The sequence below is a fragment of the Candidatus Viridilinea mediisalina genome (assembly GCF_002532535.1).
Lineage (GTDB): Bacteria > Chloroflexota > Chloroflexia > Chloroflexales > Chloroflexaceae > Viridilinea > Viridilinea mediisalina.
The window spans coordinates 1-15,213 of the sequence record NZ_NQWI01000119.1 but is presented as its reverse complement, the minus strand read 5'-3'; the positions used below and the strand labels follow the sequence as shown (position 1 = coordinate 15,213).

General features: G+C 57.3%; 14 protein-coding genes. 6 read left to right on the top strand and 8 right to left on the bottom strand.

Annotated features, from left to right (window positions below):
• The 5 genes from CJ255_RS18005 to CJ255_RS17980 form a co-directional block, all read right to left on the bottom strand.
• Positions 1-1,834 (bottom strand): beta strand repeat-containing protein (locus CJ255_RS18005; RefSeq protein ID WP_245863550.1); only part of this gene is annotated, 1,834 nt, incomplete at its 3' end.
• 638 nt (positions 1,835-2,472) lie between these two features.
• Positions 2,473-3,024, bottom strand: a complete 552-nt coding sequence (locus CJ255_RS17995) for a DUF4351 domain-containing protein (RefSeq protein ID WP_097645480.1) — start codon at positions 3,022-3,024, stop codon at positions 2,473-2,475.
• The gene (locus CJ255_RS17990; protein WP_097645479.1) at positions 3,018-3,407 is read right to left on the bottom strand and encodes a type II toxin-antitoxin system VapC family toxin; all 390 of its coding nucleotides are present in this window, start codon (positions 3,405-3,407) and stop codon (positions 3,018-3,020) included. The genes CJ255_RS17995 and CJ255_RS17990 overlap by 7 nt, the downstream gene beginning before the upstream one ends.
• The gene (locus CJ255_RS17985) at positions 3,397-3,627 is read right to left on the bottom strand and encodes a hypothetical protein (RefSeq protein WP_097645478.1); all 231 of its coding nucleotides are present in this window, start codon (positions 3,625-3,627) and stop codon (positions 3,397-3,399) included. Before CJ255_RS17985 ends, CJ255_RS17990 begins: the two co-directional genes overlap by 11 nt.
• Before the next feature lie 156 nt (positions 3,628-3,783).
• On the bottom strand, positions 3,784-3,990 hold the full coding sequence (locus CJ255_RS17980; RefSeq protein WP_097645477.1) for a hypothetical protein: 207 nt from the start codon (positions 3,988-3,990) through the stop codon (positions 3,784-3,786).
• 33 nt (positions 3,991-4,023) lie between these two features.
• On the opposite strand from CJ255_RS17980, the gene CJ255_RS17975 reads away from it, so the two are divergent.
• Positions 4,024-4,689: a hypothetical protein gene (locus CJ255_RS17975; RefSeq protein ID WP_097645476.1), complete on the top strand. Its 666-nt coding sequence runs from the start codon at positions 4,024-4,026 to the stop codon at positions 4,687-4,689.
• Positions 4,690-5,716: 1,027 nt separating this feature from the next.
• Positions 5,717-6,151, top strand: a complete 435-nt coding sequence (locus CJ255_RS17970) for a phage tail protein (protein WP_097645475.1) — start codon at positions 5,717-5,719, stop codon at positions 6,149-6,151.
• 58 nt (positions 6,152-6,209) lie between these two features.
• On the opposite strand, the gene CJ255_RS17965 is transcribed toward CJ255_RS17970, so the two are convergent.
• The 3 genes from CJ255_RS17965 to CJ255_RS17960 form a co-directional block, all read right to left on the bottom strand.
• Positions 6,210-7,325 (bottom strand): ABC transporter permease, encoded by a 1,116-nt coding sequence (locus CJ255_RS17965; RefSeq protein ID WP_097645474.1) that lies wholly within the window; start codon positions 7,323-7,325, stop codon positions 6,210-6,212.
• 202 nt (positions 7,326-7,527) lie between these two features.
• Positions 7,528-7,752: a nucleotidyltransferase family protein gene (locus tag CJ255_RS24940; protein WP_217352475.1), complete on the bottom strand. Its 225-nt coding sequence runs from the start codon at positions 7,750-7,752 to the stop codon at positions 7,528-7,530.
• A 146-nt stretch (positions 7,753-7,898) separates the two neighbouring features.
• Entirely contained in the window at positions 7,899-9,428 is a 1,530-nt protein-coding gene (locus tag CJ255_RS17960) for an ABC transporter ATP-binding protein (protein WP_097645473.1), read from the bottom strand.
• 377 nt (positions 9,429-9,805) lie between these two features.
• On the opposite strand from CJ255_RS17960, the gene CJ255_RS17955 reads away from it, so the two are divergent.
• From CJ255_RS17955 to CJ255_RS17940, 4 genes are all read left to right on the top strand, one after another.
• The gene (locus CJ255_RS17955) at positions 9,806-11,518 is read left to right on the top strand and encodes a proline--tRNA ligase (RefSeq protein WP_097645472.1); all 1,713 of its coding nucleotides are present in this window, start codon (positions 9,806-9,808) and stop codon (positions 11,516-11,518) included.
• 21 nt (positions 11,519-11,539) lie between these two features.
• Complete coding sequence (locus tag CJ255_RS17950) at positions 11,540-12,676, top strand: MGDG synthase family glycosyltransferase (protein ID WP_097645471.1); 1,137 nt, start codon at positions 11,540-11,542, stop codon at positions 12,674-12,676.
• Positions 12,677-12,889: 213 nt separating this feature from the next.
• Positions 12,890-14,110: an MGDG synthase family glycosyltransferase gene (locus CJ255_RS17945; RefSeq protein ID WP_245863548.1), complete on the top strand. Its 1,221-nt coding sequence runs from the start codon at positions 12,890-12,892 to the stop codon at positions 14,108-14,110.
• Between the two features lie 154 nt (positions 14,111-14,264).
• Positions 14,265-14,927 (top strand): PspA/IM30 family protein, encoded by a 663-nt coding sequence (locus CJ255_RS17940; protein WP_097645469.1) that lies wholly within the window; start codon positions 14,265-14,267, stop codon positions 14,925-14,927.
• Positions 14,928-15,213: the final 286 nt, after the last annotated feature.

Genomic DNA, 15,213 nt, shown 5'->3' with positions numbered 1-15,213 from the left:
CGGTGTTGCCATTGCCCGCCGCATCCTGGGCAACATCCGCGCCAATGTTGACCGTGACATCCCCTTGCTCGTCGGGGATGACCGTGAAGCTATAGGTCGCCCCGCTGCCCGTGAAGCCGCTCACGCTGCCATTGCTGACCGTGAGATCACCGGCGACAAAGCCGCTCACATTCTCGCTAAAGGTGACCGTCACCGGAATGGTGCTGTTGGTTGGGTTGGGGGCCGGACTACTCAGCGTGACCGTGGGGGCGATGCGATCCACCGCATAGACCTCACCCGTGAAATCGCCATTGCCCGCACCAGAGCCACCCAGCGGCACCGGCGGGCTGTCGGTGGTGCCAATCGTGTCATTATCAACGAGATTGAGTCCAATCGTACCCGTGGCGTCAGCAACGGTCGTCACCGTGACCGTCCAGGTGCTGCCACTGCCAGCGACACTGCTGATCGTCGCCCCGTTCTGCCGATCTGTCGTGGCAAGTACAAAGTCGCCCGCACCCACCCCGCTCACCGGCATATTGAAGGTGACGGTAAAGGCGACCGTCGCCGCATTGGTGGGCGAGGCGCTCGCACGGCTGATGCTCAGCACAGCGGGCATGGCCTCATACGGGCCGAGGTCGATCGTGCCATCAATGATGCGCGGGTTGCCATCCAAGTCGGTCGTGCTACTGTTGGCACCATTATCGCCCGCGTTAATTAGCAGCGAGGTGAGTTGTAGGCGGTAGTTGCCGGTAGTGGTGGGGGCTGCCGTCGCCAGGATGGGGTTGACGAAGCGCGGGTCATTGGCGGCGTCGGTACCATCGAGGTTCGTACCGCCGGGGTTCAGGCTCTGGACGAGGGAGTAGCTGTAGGTGGCAGATCCACTGACCTGGCTATTATTGCCCCAGATGATGCTATTGGCGAAACTCGGCGTGCTGGCACTGTTGTAGACCCCGCCGCCGTTCACTCCCGCCTGATTGCCGCTGATGGTGACGTTGCTGAAGCTCGGCGTGCCGCCATTGTTGAAGACCCCGCCGCCGTCGTTGGTCGCCCGATTGCCGCTGATGGTGATGTTGGCGAAGCTCGCATTGCTGGAACTGTTGAAGACCCCGCCGCCGTTCCAGTTCGCCTGATTGTCGCTGATCGTGACGTTGCTGAAGCTCGGCGTGCCGCCATTGTTGTAGACCCCGCCGCCGACACTAGTCGCCCGATTGCCGCTGATGGTCAGGTTGCGCAAGGTCGGGCTGGCGTTATTGTTGTAGATCCCGCCGCCGCTCACTCCCGCCTGATTGCCGCTGATGGTCAGGTTGCGCAAGGTCGGGCTGGCGTTATTGTTGTAGATCCCGCCGCCAATATTGTTTGGCCAGGCTCCATTCGCATTGCCCGCCGTAATCGTGAAGCCATCGAGCGTCGCGTTGTTCGCGCCGGTGACGACGTGGTAGGCGTTGTTGGCGCGGTTGCCAAAGTTGGGCGTGTCGTCCTGATCCAGGTCGCCACTCAGGATCGTTACATTGGCCAGCCAATCACGCTGCTCAAGGGCCGTTTCGTTGCCCGCAAAGCCGCCATAGATGGCTACGTTCTCGCGGAGGAGGAAGGTCGAGCTACGATCATTGTCCGTTTGCCCATCACCCTCATCGGGGTAGTAGGTTCCCGCCGCGACCCAGATCTGCTGGCCGGATGTTGCCACCGCAAGGGCGTCTTGCAGGGTTGGGAAGGCGTTCGCCCAACTCGTGCCATCATTGGCACCGCTCGCTCCAGCCCGCACATACAACATCGTCCCCGTAGCGGAGGCTACGGGGACGAACATGGTTGCAAGGAGGATGAGGCTTAAACAGAGCAGTGTGGCGTACACGCGCATGATAACGACAGCGTGTACACCGCGACCGAACCTAGTCAAAGGGGTTGACATTGCGTTCCATCCTTGCTATGTGGCACATAAGCTAACCTATTGTATGGCATAGAGGGAGGAGGGGCAATAGGGGTGTGTTGAGGTAGAATCGCTCGCGCAGGCGGGCGAGGGGGCGGGCAAAATATTTGTTTCGATACCTACGAATTCCTGATGGTGATGCGCTCATTGGCCCTCACCCCCGGCCCCTCTCCCAAGGGGAGAGGGGGGGAAGGCATCAAGATTCTTGGTATTACAATGCGGTTCCTGGGGTGGGCAAGGTTCCATCGCCCCCCCAATGCCCCTTTGCTCACCAGCGAATTCGTGGCGCATGCATTGGCCTTACGTTCCGCCGACGCCGCCATGGTTGCCTCAAGAATCCAGGCCGAAGCATGCGCCCAGCGGCTCGTCGCACCTGAGGGAAGCGTTGGGGGGCGCATGCTTCGGCCTTACGTGCGGCAGCGGGAGTCTCTTCTTGCGCTCAAGCACCTCCTGCCAGCAGATCTTGCCTCATTTCCACGAACTGCCAAAAACATAAGCGAACGGTAAGTTCTACTTCCCTAAGCAAACGATACGCCTGTTCCCCTGTTCTTCTGTTCCTCTCTTCACTCTCACCGCGCCAACCACTGCTCCAGTTCATCACGGCTGGTGAAATCGAGCAGCGCCTCGGCGAGTTCAAGCATCTGTGGCGCGCTCAAGGCTGCTACCCGTGCCGTCATCTCTGCGCTGAGCGGGCCATAGCGGTGGGTGAGGAGGCGCAGCAAGAGTTCAAGATGACCCTTCTCGATACCCTTCTCGATACCCTTCTCGATACCCTTCTCGATACCCTTCTCGATACCCTTCTCGATACCCTTCTCGATACCTTCCAAACGACCCTCTTCCTTCCACTTGCTAATCAAGGGGGATTCAGGGATGCCGTAGCGATCATAGCGGATAATCTGTTCGGCCATTGCTGCAAGCTCCTTATCCGTACATAAGAGGAGAAGTTCGGTCAAGATCTGCTCTTGGCGTTCGCCGCTAGTCTGCGCCATGATCTGGCGTACCGCTTGACTCAGGATGGGTTTGGGATCACGCAGGCGCGTCTGCCCGATCAGCGCCAACAGGGCTGGACGGTTCAACGCCAAGAGTGCCTCGCCATCCATGTTCCAGAGGTGAATCACCATTGAATGATAGTCAAGCCATCAATGTGATTGAAGTGATCATCACGACTGACTAACACAAGATGGTATTGCATTGATAAGGCTGCAATCCAAAGATTATTTTCTGGGATAGGTTTCCCTTTGGTACGTAGCCTGTTTTTGATCGCCCCATACTGTTGTGCTGTTACTAGATCACAAGGCAAAATTCTGCTTTTGGCTACAAATTCATCAATTCGGGCGATGTTTCTCGCCGACCACGCCGATTTTTGGGCACCATAGTAGAGCTCACCTACAACGATAACTGGGAGAAAGACCTCATTCATGGCGGCAAGTTGGCGTATGACGGCAGCATCGTTCGCCCATAAGGCGATGATAATGTTGGTATCGAGCAGGAATCTACCACTCATCCAAGTTCACCTTTGCACAATCGGATTCGATTGCTTGCTGTAACATCGCGAGATCATGGTACTCGATGGTGCCAGCAAAGGCGAGCAGTTCCTTACCTGGAATACCGACAGGCATTGTCGTTAGGGTACGCACAAAGGCTAACACTTCGCGCTGCTGTGCGAGCGCGAGATGGTGTAGCTGTGTGAGGATCTCTTGTTCAAGTGTTGTTAAGGTCATCATAACCTCCCCACGTTGCCTCTATCGTTATTGAATATATTGCGATGCGAATAATTGTACCATACCCAATGAAGAACGGGGGTACGCGGGAACTTGGTTCCCGCGTACCCCCGTTTACGTTCATGAACATGCGCGGGAACCTAGTTCCCGCATGCCGCCCTAACGCAACGGTACCTCCAATCCGTCGCTCGTGGCGGGGGCGCTGCTGGGGGCTGCCGGGAGGCTGATGCTGCTCTCAGCTACGATTGGCCCCAGGATGTTGTTGTAGCTTCCGCCGCTGGCTTCGTGCGTTTCGTAGATGCCGCCATGCTCGCTGCTGAGGCTGAACGAGAAAAGTGTGTTACAATTGTTCTGGGAATAGAACATGAGGACGCTTTTTGTACAGACAAGAGGCCACCTATGGGCAAGTTTATTAAGTACAAGACCGATGATGCAACATACTATCTCGCGCCCCTGAACGATACGCTCTACACCATGCTCGATCAGCAGAGTGTGATGATCCGTGACGATAGCAGTTGGCAGATCTTTCAGATTGAGCAGAGTATTGAACGGCAGGGTGGCAAACCCTTACAGCTTGGTCAATTCTATTTTATCCTAAAATTGATCTGCAAGCAGGACACAAGCCGTGTGCGCGATACATGGAAGAGCGCATTTCTCTTTCCCTTTTTGCTTACCGGAACCTGGCAGCAACAGGGGCTACTCTACCTCTTCTATATTCTCAATTACCGCAGTTCAATCGAGATGAGGCTGCGCCGCTTAATGTCCTTTGATCACGACAAGCGCGAGCACCACATCATTCACCAACCATTTGCGCATGAACTACCGCAAGAGGCGATTCACAACCTTTGTGCCTTCATGTATGGCTATGTCGAAGGCTACCTCAGTAGTACCTCCAAAACGTGGTTTGAACCATTCTACCGCTGTGTCGGTTCAAATCTGATCCTGTTTGGCTATCAAGATGATGAATTCTTTGAATGGCACTTTGATGATCCTGATGAGTATGAAGTTGCACTACAGAAGCTTCAACAGCGGCATGAGTATGACGTTAGCGGTAATCCCGCGTAGGGCCGGAGCATGCGCCTTTGGCTCATATGCGGGGAGGCAATGGCCTTCAGGTAGAGAGTTTTTGAACAAAGGGTTCAAAACGCCAACAAGGAGAGGTATCGAGGATTGCACCACAGAGGCACCGAGAGCACAGATAATCGTTGTAGACCCCGCCGCCGTTGTTGGTCGCCTGATTGCCGCTGATGGTGACGTTGGCGAAGCTCGCATTGCTGGAGACGTAGCAGCGGCCCGTCCATTCCCGCCTGCGCCGGGTTGGTGAGCTTTGCCGAGCAGGGCGTAGCAGCGGCTCGTCCATTCCCGCCTGCGCGCTGATCCCTGGGGTGAGCCGCTGCTACGCCCCTACATTGCCTTACGACGATGATGGTGGAGTGGGCAAGGCTCCTATCGCCCCGCACCTGTAGGGGCGTAGCAGCGGATCCCAGAGCAGCATGTCTACAGCGAAAACACCAGGCCGCTGCTACGCCCTTCCGTGGGCATCCCATCGTTCCGTGGCGTTCCCACGGAACCATTGACAACGGAAGATCATGAGGGAGTGCCATGATCGCTTTCCGCCCCAGGGCGCAGCAGCGGCCTTGCATTGTTGGGTATCTACACGATCATTGGGGGGCCGCTGCTGCGCCCCTACATTGCCTTATACCAATTACCCTTGAACATGCCGCATGATCAAGAACGCGAAAGCCCATTAGGACGACATGTTCGGCAATCTGCAATCTGCAATCTACAATCTACAATCGTAAGCAGCGGCCCCCAAAGCAGCATGTCTACAGCGAAAACACCAGGTCGCTGCAACGCCCTTCCGTGGGCATCCCATCGTTCCGTTGTGTCTCCACGGTGCCATTGGGGGGGCGGTGGGAGCGATGGGGCGGGCAATGCCTCTCAGGTATACCATAGCTCAGAAAGTTAACCTCTGACAACTAAAGCAGACTCTTTCTTTTCTCCTGAACGCCGCATGTGGGGTTATACTGCATAGACCACGACCGTACTTGCCGGTCGTGGTTTTTTTATAGTATACCTGCGGGAGGGAGCAATGACCACGCGAACAATGGATGATCGCTATCGGGGCTTCCGCTATGTCGTCGAAGTTGATGGCGTGCCGCGGGCAGCCTTTGGCTACTGCGCCGGGCTGCACGATGTCCTTCAACCTGTTGAGTACTACATCGGCGATGATGAGATTGATCTGCGCGATGTAGCCGATCCCGATCACCACGCTTTCCTAATTTTTGCCCAGGGTGTTGCGCTTGATGATACCCTAACCGATTGGCGTCATGTGGCTGAAATGGGCGATCCTGAGTTGCACGATGGCCGCATTATTGAGTACGATATCTTGGGGCGTAAGGTAGCTACCTATACCTTTACCGCCGCTTGGCCGGCCTTCTTCGAGTCGGTGCGCGAAATGGGGGCTTTGCCCTATCGTCGTATCGATACATTTGAGTTGGTTTGTGACGATCTGTGTGAAGTGTAGCTAGGTGAAGGCTTTAGGGTTGTTGTTGACGTGGCGAGGGGTTTGGATATGGTACAGCCTAGCCCCCGCCCCAACCCTTGCTCACCATGGTCTCGTCGCCCGCTTTGCGCTGCGGGATGCGGTAGAGGAAGCGTACAATCTGGTCGGCAGCGATGAACATAATGATTAGCGCTTGGATGATCTTGATCACATCAATCGAGAGTCCGGCGCGTACTTGCATGAGCCGGGCACCAGTGAGCAACCCGCCCCAGAGCAGTCCGGCGAAGAGGATGCCAACCGGGTTGCCACGCGCCAGCAGCGCAACCGCAATGGCATCAAAGCCGACGCCTGAGATGAAGTTGGTGCTGACTTCGTAGCGTACGCCCATGACTTCACCCGCACCGGCAATGCCCGCCAAGCCTCCCGCAAAGGCCATTGCCAAGATAATCGAACGTGGCACACTAATGCCTGCGTAGCGCGCCGCATTGGGGTTGGTGCCTGCCATCCGCAACTCAAAGCCTAGCGTCGTGCGTTTGAAGAACCAAGCCACTCCAAAGACTAAGATCACCGCCAAGAGAATGCCCAAATGCAAGGTGTTGGTGTTCCCCAGGCTAACTCCGGGCAGGCGCATCGTCTCGGCAATATGGGGCGTGCGCGACCCACTCGTATCAGCAGGATCGCCCAGCAGCAGTGGCTGGCGGCTCTTGATCAGCCAGTCGGTGAGCCGCAGGGCGATGTAGTTGAGCATGATCGTATTGATCACCTCATGCGCCCCAGTGCGCGCCTTGAGAATACCGGCAATCGAGGCCCACGCGGCCCCTCCCAGCGCTCCGGCAATAATGCCCAAGGGAATGTGGAAGATCGGCGGCAACTGCATGGTGGTACCGATCACCACAGCACAGAGCGCCCCCGCATAGAGCTGCCCTTCGGCCCCAATGTTGAAGAGGCCAGCTTTGAAAGCCAGCGCCACCGCCAGCCCACAAATAATATAGGGCGTCGAACGAATAATCGTATCCACCAAAGCGCGAGGCGTCCCAAACGAGCCTTGCCAAAGCCCAATATAGGCCGCCTGCCAATCACCCCCCGTCAGCCCGATCAGTAACGCACCAACCACCAGTGCTGTAAAGACCGCTAGGACAGGCACCAACGCGGGTGAATAACGCTCCCAAAAGGCAACGATGGCTGAACGAGACATGTACCTTGCTTTCAAAGTTACGCCCCGGTGGGTTTAAGAAGCTGTCTGAAAAGCTAGTGGCCACGCGCTGGAGTGCCGGCTTTAGCCGGCTGAAGCCGGCACTCCAACGCCAGTTAATGGACTTCTCAGACAGCCTCTAAGGGCGGACAGAACGTTTGCTTCGGTAGCGACCAATAGGGCTTTGGGATGCCCAGGATGGCCCTCACCCCCTACCCCTCTCCCACGTTGTGGGAGAGGGGCGAAGGCAACGCGGTTTTGTTGCGTTCCTTCCCTTTGCTGCCATATCAACCAAAATGTCTACATCACTTTCTAATGTGCTGTGACCTTTTGCTACTGAACCAAATAATCGAACATTTGAAGCCCCGTGTTTGTAAGCAATTTCGAGAATTTTTGTTTTATTTTCCTGTACTATCTCTTGGATGCTCATGTTGACCATTGTACCCCTCCTGTTCCCCTGTTCCCCTGTTCCCCTGTTCTTCTGTTCCTCTGTTCTTCTGTTCCCCTGTTCCCCTGTTCCCCTGTTCCTCTGCCGCCCCTGTTCCCCTGTTCCTCTGTTTCTCTGTTCTGCCGCCCTTACTCCCCACCCCCAGCCATGAGCAACCCCAACTGCTCACGAGTCAACTCGCCGTTGCGTACAGTAGCGACAATGTGACCATGATACATCACCGCGATGAGATCCGAGAGCGCGAGGATTTCGTCCAGTTCGGCGGAGACGAGCAGCACGGCGACGCCTTCGTCCCGTTTTTTAATAATCTGTTGATGAATGAATTCAATGGAACCAACATCAATCCCTCGTGTGGGTTGGGCCGCGATTAGTAATTTGAGGTCGCGGCTGAATTCGCGGGCAACAATGAATTTCTGTTGGTTGCCGCCCGAGAGCGAACTGGCTTCCACATGCACACTGGGGGTACGCACGTCAAAATCGGCCACCAGTTGCTTGGCGTGTTGCACGATGGCCCCTTCGTTACGCACGATGCCCCGGGCAAAAGGGGGCCGGTAGTAGAGTTCGAGGACGCCATTTTCGGTGAGCGGGTAGCTCGTGACAATCCCGTCACGCTGGCGATCCTCTGGGATGTGGGCCACGCCTAGTTCGCTGATCTGCCGTGGATTTGCGCTGGTAACATTGTTGCCAGCAATCTCGATGCTGCCCGCTTCGCTGGCCCGCAGCCCTGTGAGCGCCTGTACCAGTTCAGTCTGGCCGTTGCCTTGTACTCCGGCAATGCCCAAAATTTCACCGGCGTGTACCTCAAGGCTGACCCCATCAACCACCATAAGCCGGCGATCATCGCGTACCTGCAAGTCGCGCACGCTCAGTACCGTTGCCCCTGGCTTGGCTTCGGCCTTCTCGACGCGCAGCAGCACCGAGCGCCCCACCATCATCGCGGCGAGACTGGCTTCACTGGCTTCGCGTGGGGTTGTTTCGCCCACAACGCGCCCCGCCCGCAGCACGACAATCCGGTCGGCCACCTCAAGCACTTCGCGCAGCTTGTGGGTAATAAAGATCAACGCTTTGCCCTGGGCCGTGAGCGTCCGCATCACCCGCACCAGATCATCGGCCTCTTGGGGCGTCAGCACTGCCGTTGGCTCGTCCAAAATCAGTATATCGGCGTTGCGATAGAGCGCCTTAATAATCTCAACCCGCTGCTGCGCCCCTACATCAAGGTCGGCCACCAGTGCATAGGGCTCAACCGGCAACCCATAGCGCCGACTAATCTCCAAGATGTGCTCTGCGACCTTGCGGCGACTGAGAAAGCCCCAGCGCGTGATCTCGTTGCCCAACATCACGTTCTCAACCACGCTCATCACCGGCACCAACTGGAAATGTTGATGCACCATACCGATGCCGCGTGCAATTGCGTCGTGGGGGCTCTTGGCGCGGAACGGTTGGCCATCTACCAGAATTTCCCCTGCATCCTGGCTATACAGCCCGTAGAGGATATTCATCAGGGTGGACTTGCCCGCCCCATTTTCGCCCAACAGCGCCAAGACTTCGCCCTTGTGCAGCCGCAGCGAAACCTGGTCGTTGGCAGTCACCCCGGGGAAACGCTTGGTAATCTGGCGCGCCTCAAGCACCACCGGGCGCTCAGTGCCTTCTTGGGTCACGGTTGTCACCTTGGGGAGGTAGGAATTTTTACCATAGAGGCACAGAGGACACCGAGAGGTTGCGGGCAATCCACTCACCATATGGCTTGTGCGCCCTCGAACTCGAACCAAAACTCTGTGCGCTCTGTGCCTCTGTGGTGAACAGCTCTGAACCTCTACTCTGTTTTCAGGTTGTGGGCCTGTTGCTCTAAAAACTCTAAAGCTGAAAGGCCAATTTGGGCTGTATTGTACCATGAGCCGCCAGATACCGCGCTTGCTACGAGCTTTAGCCGCCCACTCGCCTAGGAGATGCTACAATGAACCCGTATCGTATCCTCTAGGCAGCCCGAATTCGTCACTCGTCACTCATCACTCATAACTGGTATCAGGAGAGTTCCATGCGCCTTTCCACACTGCTTGGGCGAACGCTCCGCGAAGTTCCGGCGGAAGCTGAACATATTGGCTATCAATTGGCGCTCCGCGCTGGTTTGACTCGTTCACTTGGTTCTGGCAGTTTTGCTCTGCTGCCGCTGGGGTTGGCTGCGCTACGCCGCATTGAGGCGCTGATGCATGCCGAAATGGCCGCCCTAGGAGCTCAAGAGGTGCGCACGCCCATTATTCAGTTGGCCTCCCTCTGGGAGCAGACTGGGCGGTATCACTCCTATGGCCCCCAAATGCTCAAGTTGCAGGATCGCAATGAGCGCCAGTTGGTCTTTGCGCCTACCCACGAGGAGGCGATTGCTGAATTGGCGCGGCGTGAGGTAAACTCCTACCGCCAGTTGCCCGCTTTGGCTTACCAGATTCATACAAAATACCGCGATGAGTTGCGTACCCGTGGCGGGTTGCTGCGTCTGCGTGAATTTACCATGCTCGATGTCTATTCGCTTGATGCGGATCAGCAGGGGCTTGATGCGGCCTATGAGCAGGTGGCGATTGCTTTCAAGCGCATCTTTGAACGCTGTGGGGTGGCCTATACGGCGGTTGAGGCCGCAGCAGGCGAGGTGGGCGGTCAAGAACCGCGTGAGTATATGGCCCTTGCCGGGCATGGCGAAGACCAACTGGCGCTCTGTGCTGCCTGTGGCTATGCCGCTAACCTTGATGTGGCTACGGCCCGCCGTGAGGTTGATACTACCCCGGTTGATGCTACGCTGGAAGAGGTGGCAACTCCCGCTACGCCTACGATTGCTGATCTCGCCCGCTTCCTCGGCTTGCCCGAAGCCGCAACCGCCAAAGCGGTCTTCTTCGATACGCCTGAACGCGGCCTGATCTTCGCGGTTATCCGGGGTGATCTTGAGGTGAATGAGTCGAAACTCTGCCATGCCGCCCAGGTCAGTGCGCTGCATCCGGCCAGCAGTGAGCAGATTAGCGCCGCTGGGGCCACCCCTGGCTATGCTTCGCCCGTTGGCCTAGCCGTGCGCCCCGCCGATAGCCCTGATGGCCCCGGGGTCATTGTCGTCGCTGATCCTTCGGTGGTTGCCGCTGGTGCCTTGGTGGCGGGGGCCAACCGTGCGGGTTACCATCTGCGCCATGTCGTCTATGGGCGCGACTGGACCGCCACCATGGTCTGTGATATTGCAACGGTGCGTGCGGGCGATCCATGTGTTGCTTGTGGTGCGCCCCTTGCGATTGAGCGCGGGGTTGAACTAGGCCATATCTTCAAGCTGGGTACGCGCTACAGTGAGGCGCTTGGTGCCTCCTATCTCGCTGAGGCGGGCACCATGCAGCCCATCTTTATGGGTTCCTATGGTATGGGCCTGGAACGCTTGTTGCAGACCATTATCGAACAGCATCACGATGAACGCGGGATTGTTTGGCCCGCTGCCATTGCGCCCGCCGATGTACACTTGATCGCCTTGGGCAAAGGTGCCGGGCCGCGCACCGCCGCCGCGCAACTCTATGCCGAATTGCAAGCCGCCGGGCTGCGTCCGCTACTCGACGACCGCGACGAGACGGCGGGCGTCAAGTTTAACGACGCCGACCTGATCGGCCTCCCAATGCGCCTCGTGATCAGCGAGCGCCTCCTTGCCAGCAATGAAGTCGAATTGAAGCCACGCTGCGGCGAAGCCTACCGCGTGGCGCGGAGCGAGTTGCTGGCTGCGTTGCGGGGCTGATCTGCCCACGAGGGAGGGTTCATGCCACGAGTTCTGTTGTTGCACGCCTCGGTTGGCTCTGGGCATAAACGGGCCGCTGAGGCGTTGGCAACCGCTTTTACCCTACGCCAACCCGGTGAGGTGCGCGTTGAGGATGTGCTTGATCACACCTCGCGCCTCTTCCGTGAGGCGTATGCACGCTCGTATCTTGAGTTGACCGACCGCGCCCCGCTGCTTTGGGGCTATTTCTATACCCAAACCAATGCGGATCCCAATTTGGCCGAGTTTACCAACAATATCCGCAAAGTTGTCGAAAGCATTGGTACCACCGGCTTGAAGAAGCTGCTGAGTGCCTGTCGCCCTGAGGTGATCATCTGTACCCATTTCTTGCCGATGGAACTGTTGGTGCGCTATAAGCGTAAGGCCCGCCTGACCCAGCCGGTCTACTGTGTGATCACCGACCATGCTGCCCATACCTTTTGGACCTACACCGAGATTGATGGCTATTTTGTGCCTGATGAGCAGACGCGCAATCAGTTGATTGCCCGTGGCGTTATGGCGGCGCAGATCAGTGTGACCGGCATTCCAGTTGATCCTGTAGTGATCCGTGCCAAGCATGGGCCTTCGCTGCGTGCTACCCACGATCTGCCGCGTACTGGCCCGATCATTACCCTCTTTGGCGGTGGCCTTGATAATGAACAAATCCGTGTCATTATCCATGGGCTACTGGAAAAGGATTTGGATGCAACGTTGATCGTTGTGGCTGGACGTAACGCTACGCTGGTTGAAAGCCTCGCTGATCTTACTTCGACCCCCAGGCTGCATCTGCGTGTCTATGGCCATATTGATTTTGTGGATGATCTGATCACGATGAGTGATCTGGTCATTACCAAGGCCGGTGGTCTGATCATTAGTGAAGTGCTGGCCCGCGCTGTACCTCTCGTGGTCTTTAATCCCATTCCCGGCCAAGAGGAATGGAACGCCGACTACGTAGTCAGTACCGGGGCGGGTGTGCAGTTGCGTATCGCCGACTCGGTTCCTGCCACTGTTGCCCGGCTGATTAGCCATCGCCTGCTGATGAACGAGATGCAAGCCTGTGCCCGTATGGTTGGCCGCCCCCATGCGGCCATTGATATTGCCGAGCAGGTGATCAAAGATCATGCAACCCAAGGTCATTAGAAGTTGTCTGAAAAGCTAACGGGCACGCGCTGGAGTGCCGGCTTTAGCCGGCTGAAGCCGGCACCCCAACGCTAGTTCATAGACTTTTCAGACAGCCTCTTAGGTACTCTCGCTATGTGGGTGCGCGGGCCTACGATCCGCGCACCCACATGGCGTACCTTCTGCACTATCTCCTAATTCTCTCTTTTCTCTATCCTTCCAATGGAATCCCCTATGTCTAGCGAGCAAGTAGATGTTCTCTTCGCCATCTCCGATACCGGCGGCGGCCACCGGAGCGCCGCCGTAGCTCTGAGTGCGGCGCTGGATCAGGTGAGTAACGGAACGCTCACCTGGGCAATTGACGATATTCTGCGTCTGACCGATCTCCCGATTGTGCGCGGCGCACCTGAATATTACGACACGCTCTCGACCCGCTGGCTGCGGCTCTACGATCTGACCTTCCAGCTTACCAATGCCACCCGCACGGTGGATCTGCTCTCGCGCCTAGTCTTTATGAGTGCCCGGCGCAACCTGATCCGTGTGCTAGAGCAACGCCGCCCCCGTCTGCTGGTCTCGACCCATCCCCTCGTCAATCGCCTCGTGGTCTGGGCCCGGCGGGCGCGACGCATGCCCTGCCGCGTCATAACATGCGTCACCGACCTGGTGAGCCTGCACGCTTCGTGGGGCTACTCCGGCGTAGATCTGGTGCTTGTGCCCACCGACGAGGCTTTTGATCTGATGCAGCGGCGCGGCATGCCGCCCACCCAGATGCGGCGCACCGGCTTTCCGGTGCATCCCAAATTCCTCGACTATACCACCGACCAAGCAACCACGCGGCGGCAGTTGGGCCTCAGCGCCGAGCGCTTCACCATCCTGATTACGGCTGGTGGCGTTGGTTCGGGGCGGCTGAGTGAATTGGTGCAAGCTATCGAACATGCCTGCCCCGAACACCAACTCCTGGTTGTCACCGGCAAAAACCGCGCAGTCTATGCGGAGCTTAGGGCCCGCCCACAAACAACGCGCAGCCAGATCTATGGCTTTGTGGATAACATGGAAGCCCTGATGTCCGCCAGCGATATGGTGGTCACCAAAGCGGGCCCTGGCACGCTCATGGAGGCTCTGGTGATGCGGAAGCCAGTGGCGGTCACTGAAGCCGTAGGTATGCAGGAACGGGGCAACATCGATTTTGTACTCAACTACGAATTGGGCCTCTTCTGCCCCACGGTTGAACGCATCGTTGGGGCCGTGCAAGAACTCCAAGACGCACAACGCTACAACGCCACCGTCGCCCGCCTCGCCGATGCGGTGCCGCGCGATGGTTCCACCGCCATCGCCCAGATCATGCTGGAGCAACTCGCCCTCGTGGATAGCCACACCTCCACGCCGCCCCGTTCACGACGGATCTTCAACTTCCCGCGCATTGCGCGGCGCATGACCAAAGGGCGTAATCGCTAGGTTTCAATAGAAATTTTGTAACCTTTAGACCTAGTCTTGCGTATTATTGTTGTGCAACTACTCATGCACATGCTAGAATGGTAGCGCTAGAGCGTCGCAATGGGGGCGCAGCGCAAATCATGGCAATCTGTCATTCACAAAGAGGAGTATGGCAATGTCTATTCTGGGCCGTATCAAGGACTTGATCAGTGCTAACGTCAACTCGATGCTCGACCGGGCGGAAGACCCTGAGAAGATGGCGAATGAGTATCTGCGCCAATTGACCAACGAGGTCTACGAAGTGCGTACCGGGGTTGCGACCGCAATGGCTGATGAGATGCGTCTTGAGCAGCGGCGGGTTGCGGCGTTTGGTGAAGTGGATCAGTGGCAGTCCAAGGCTGAAGCGGCCCTCCGAGCGGGCGACGAAGAGTTGGCCCGTGCGGCGCTGGCGCGTCGCGCCCAGGCTCAACGTCTCGCAGAGCAGTATGAGCAGCAGGAGAAGGCGCAGGAGGAGCAGGTTGACGCCATGCAGGATGCGTTGGTGCAGTTGGAGACGCGCATTGCTGAGGTGAAGGCCAAGAAGGAGTTGATTATCGCCAAGAAGAACCGCGCTCAGACCCAAGAGGCGTTGCAGCGCACCGCCCAACGTATGGGCCAGGTGTCGGCGATTGATAAGCTCGCGCAGCTTGAAGAGCGCGTAGACGATCAACTCAATAAGGCCGAAGCCATGGCGCGGCTTGAGCAGGGTTCACTTGAAAACCGCTTTGCTAACCTCCAGCAGCAGACGGAGGTTGACTCCGATTTGGCTGAACTGAAGCGCAAGCTGGGGATGGAGTAATACCAAATCCGATAGCCGATAGCCGATAGCTGAAAGCCGGACATGGCGTCTCAATGCGCTAGATTGTCATTGGGCATGCGGCATATTCAACGGCAATTGGTATAAGTCTGCATGGCCCTCACCCCCCTTCCCCCTCTCCCACTTGTGGGAGAGGGGGAAGGCAACGCTGTTTGTTTGCGTTCCTTTGCGCTCTTTACCGTTTGCGAGGCATCCTGGGCGTTCTGAAGCCTCCGCCCTATTTCCTAATTCCTGTTTCCTGTTTTCTGTATCCTGGGCGTTCTGAAGC

Bases quoted from the DNA above. Each gene is read 5' to 3' on its own strand.
- CJ255_RS17985 (WP_097645478.1), bottom strand. From the start codon at position 3,627: ATGATGACCTTAACAACACTTGAACAAGAGATCCTCACACAGCTACAC.
- CJ255_RS17940 (WP_097645469.1), top strand. From the start codon at position 14,265: ATGTCTATTCTGGGCCGTATCAAGGACTTGATCAGTGCTAACGTCAAC.
- CJ255_RS17950 (WP_097645471.1), top strand. From the start codon at position 11,540: ATGCCACGAGTTCTGTTGTTGCACGCCTCGGTTGGCTCTGGGCATAAA.
- CJ255_RS17955 (WP_097645472.1), top strand. From the start codon at position 9,806: ATGCGCCTTTCCACACTGCTTGGGCGAACGCTCCGCGAAGTTCCGGCG.
- CJ255_RS24940 (WP_217352475.1), bottom strand. From the start codon at position 7,752: ATGAGCATCCAAGAGATAGTACAGGAAAATAAAACAAAAATTCTCGAA.
- CJ255_RS17970 (WP_097645475.1), top strand. From the start codon at position 5,717: ATGACCACGCGAACAATGGATGATCGCTATCGGGGCTTCCGCTATGTC.
- CJ255_RS17980 (WP_097645477.1), bottom strand. From the start codon at position 3,990: ATGTTCTATTCCCAGAACAATTGTAACACACTTTTCTCGTTCAGCCTC.
- CJ255_RS17975 (WP_097645476.1), top strand. From the start codon at position 4,024: ATGGGCAAGTTTATTAAGTACAAGACCGATGATGCAACATACTATCTC.
- CJ255_RS17965 (WP_097645474.1), bottom strand. From the start codon at position 7,325: ATGTCTCGTTCAGCCATCGTTGCCTTTTGGGAGCGTTATTCACCCGCG.
- CJ255_RS17990 (WP_097645479.1), bottom strand. From the start codon at position 3,407: ATGAGTGGTAGATTCCTGCTCGATACCAACATTATCATCGCCTTATGG.
- CJ255_RS17995 (WP_097645480.1), bottom strand. From the start codon at position 3,024: ATGGTGATTCACCTCTGGAACATGGATGGCGAGGCACTCTTGGCGTTG.
- CJ255_RS17945 (WP_245863548.1), top strand. From the start codon at position 12,890: ATGTCTAGCGAGCAAGTAGATGTTCTCTTCGCCATCTCCGATACCGGC.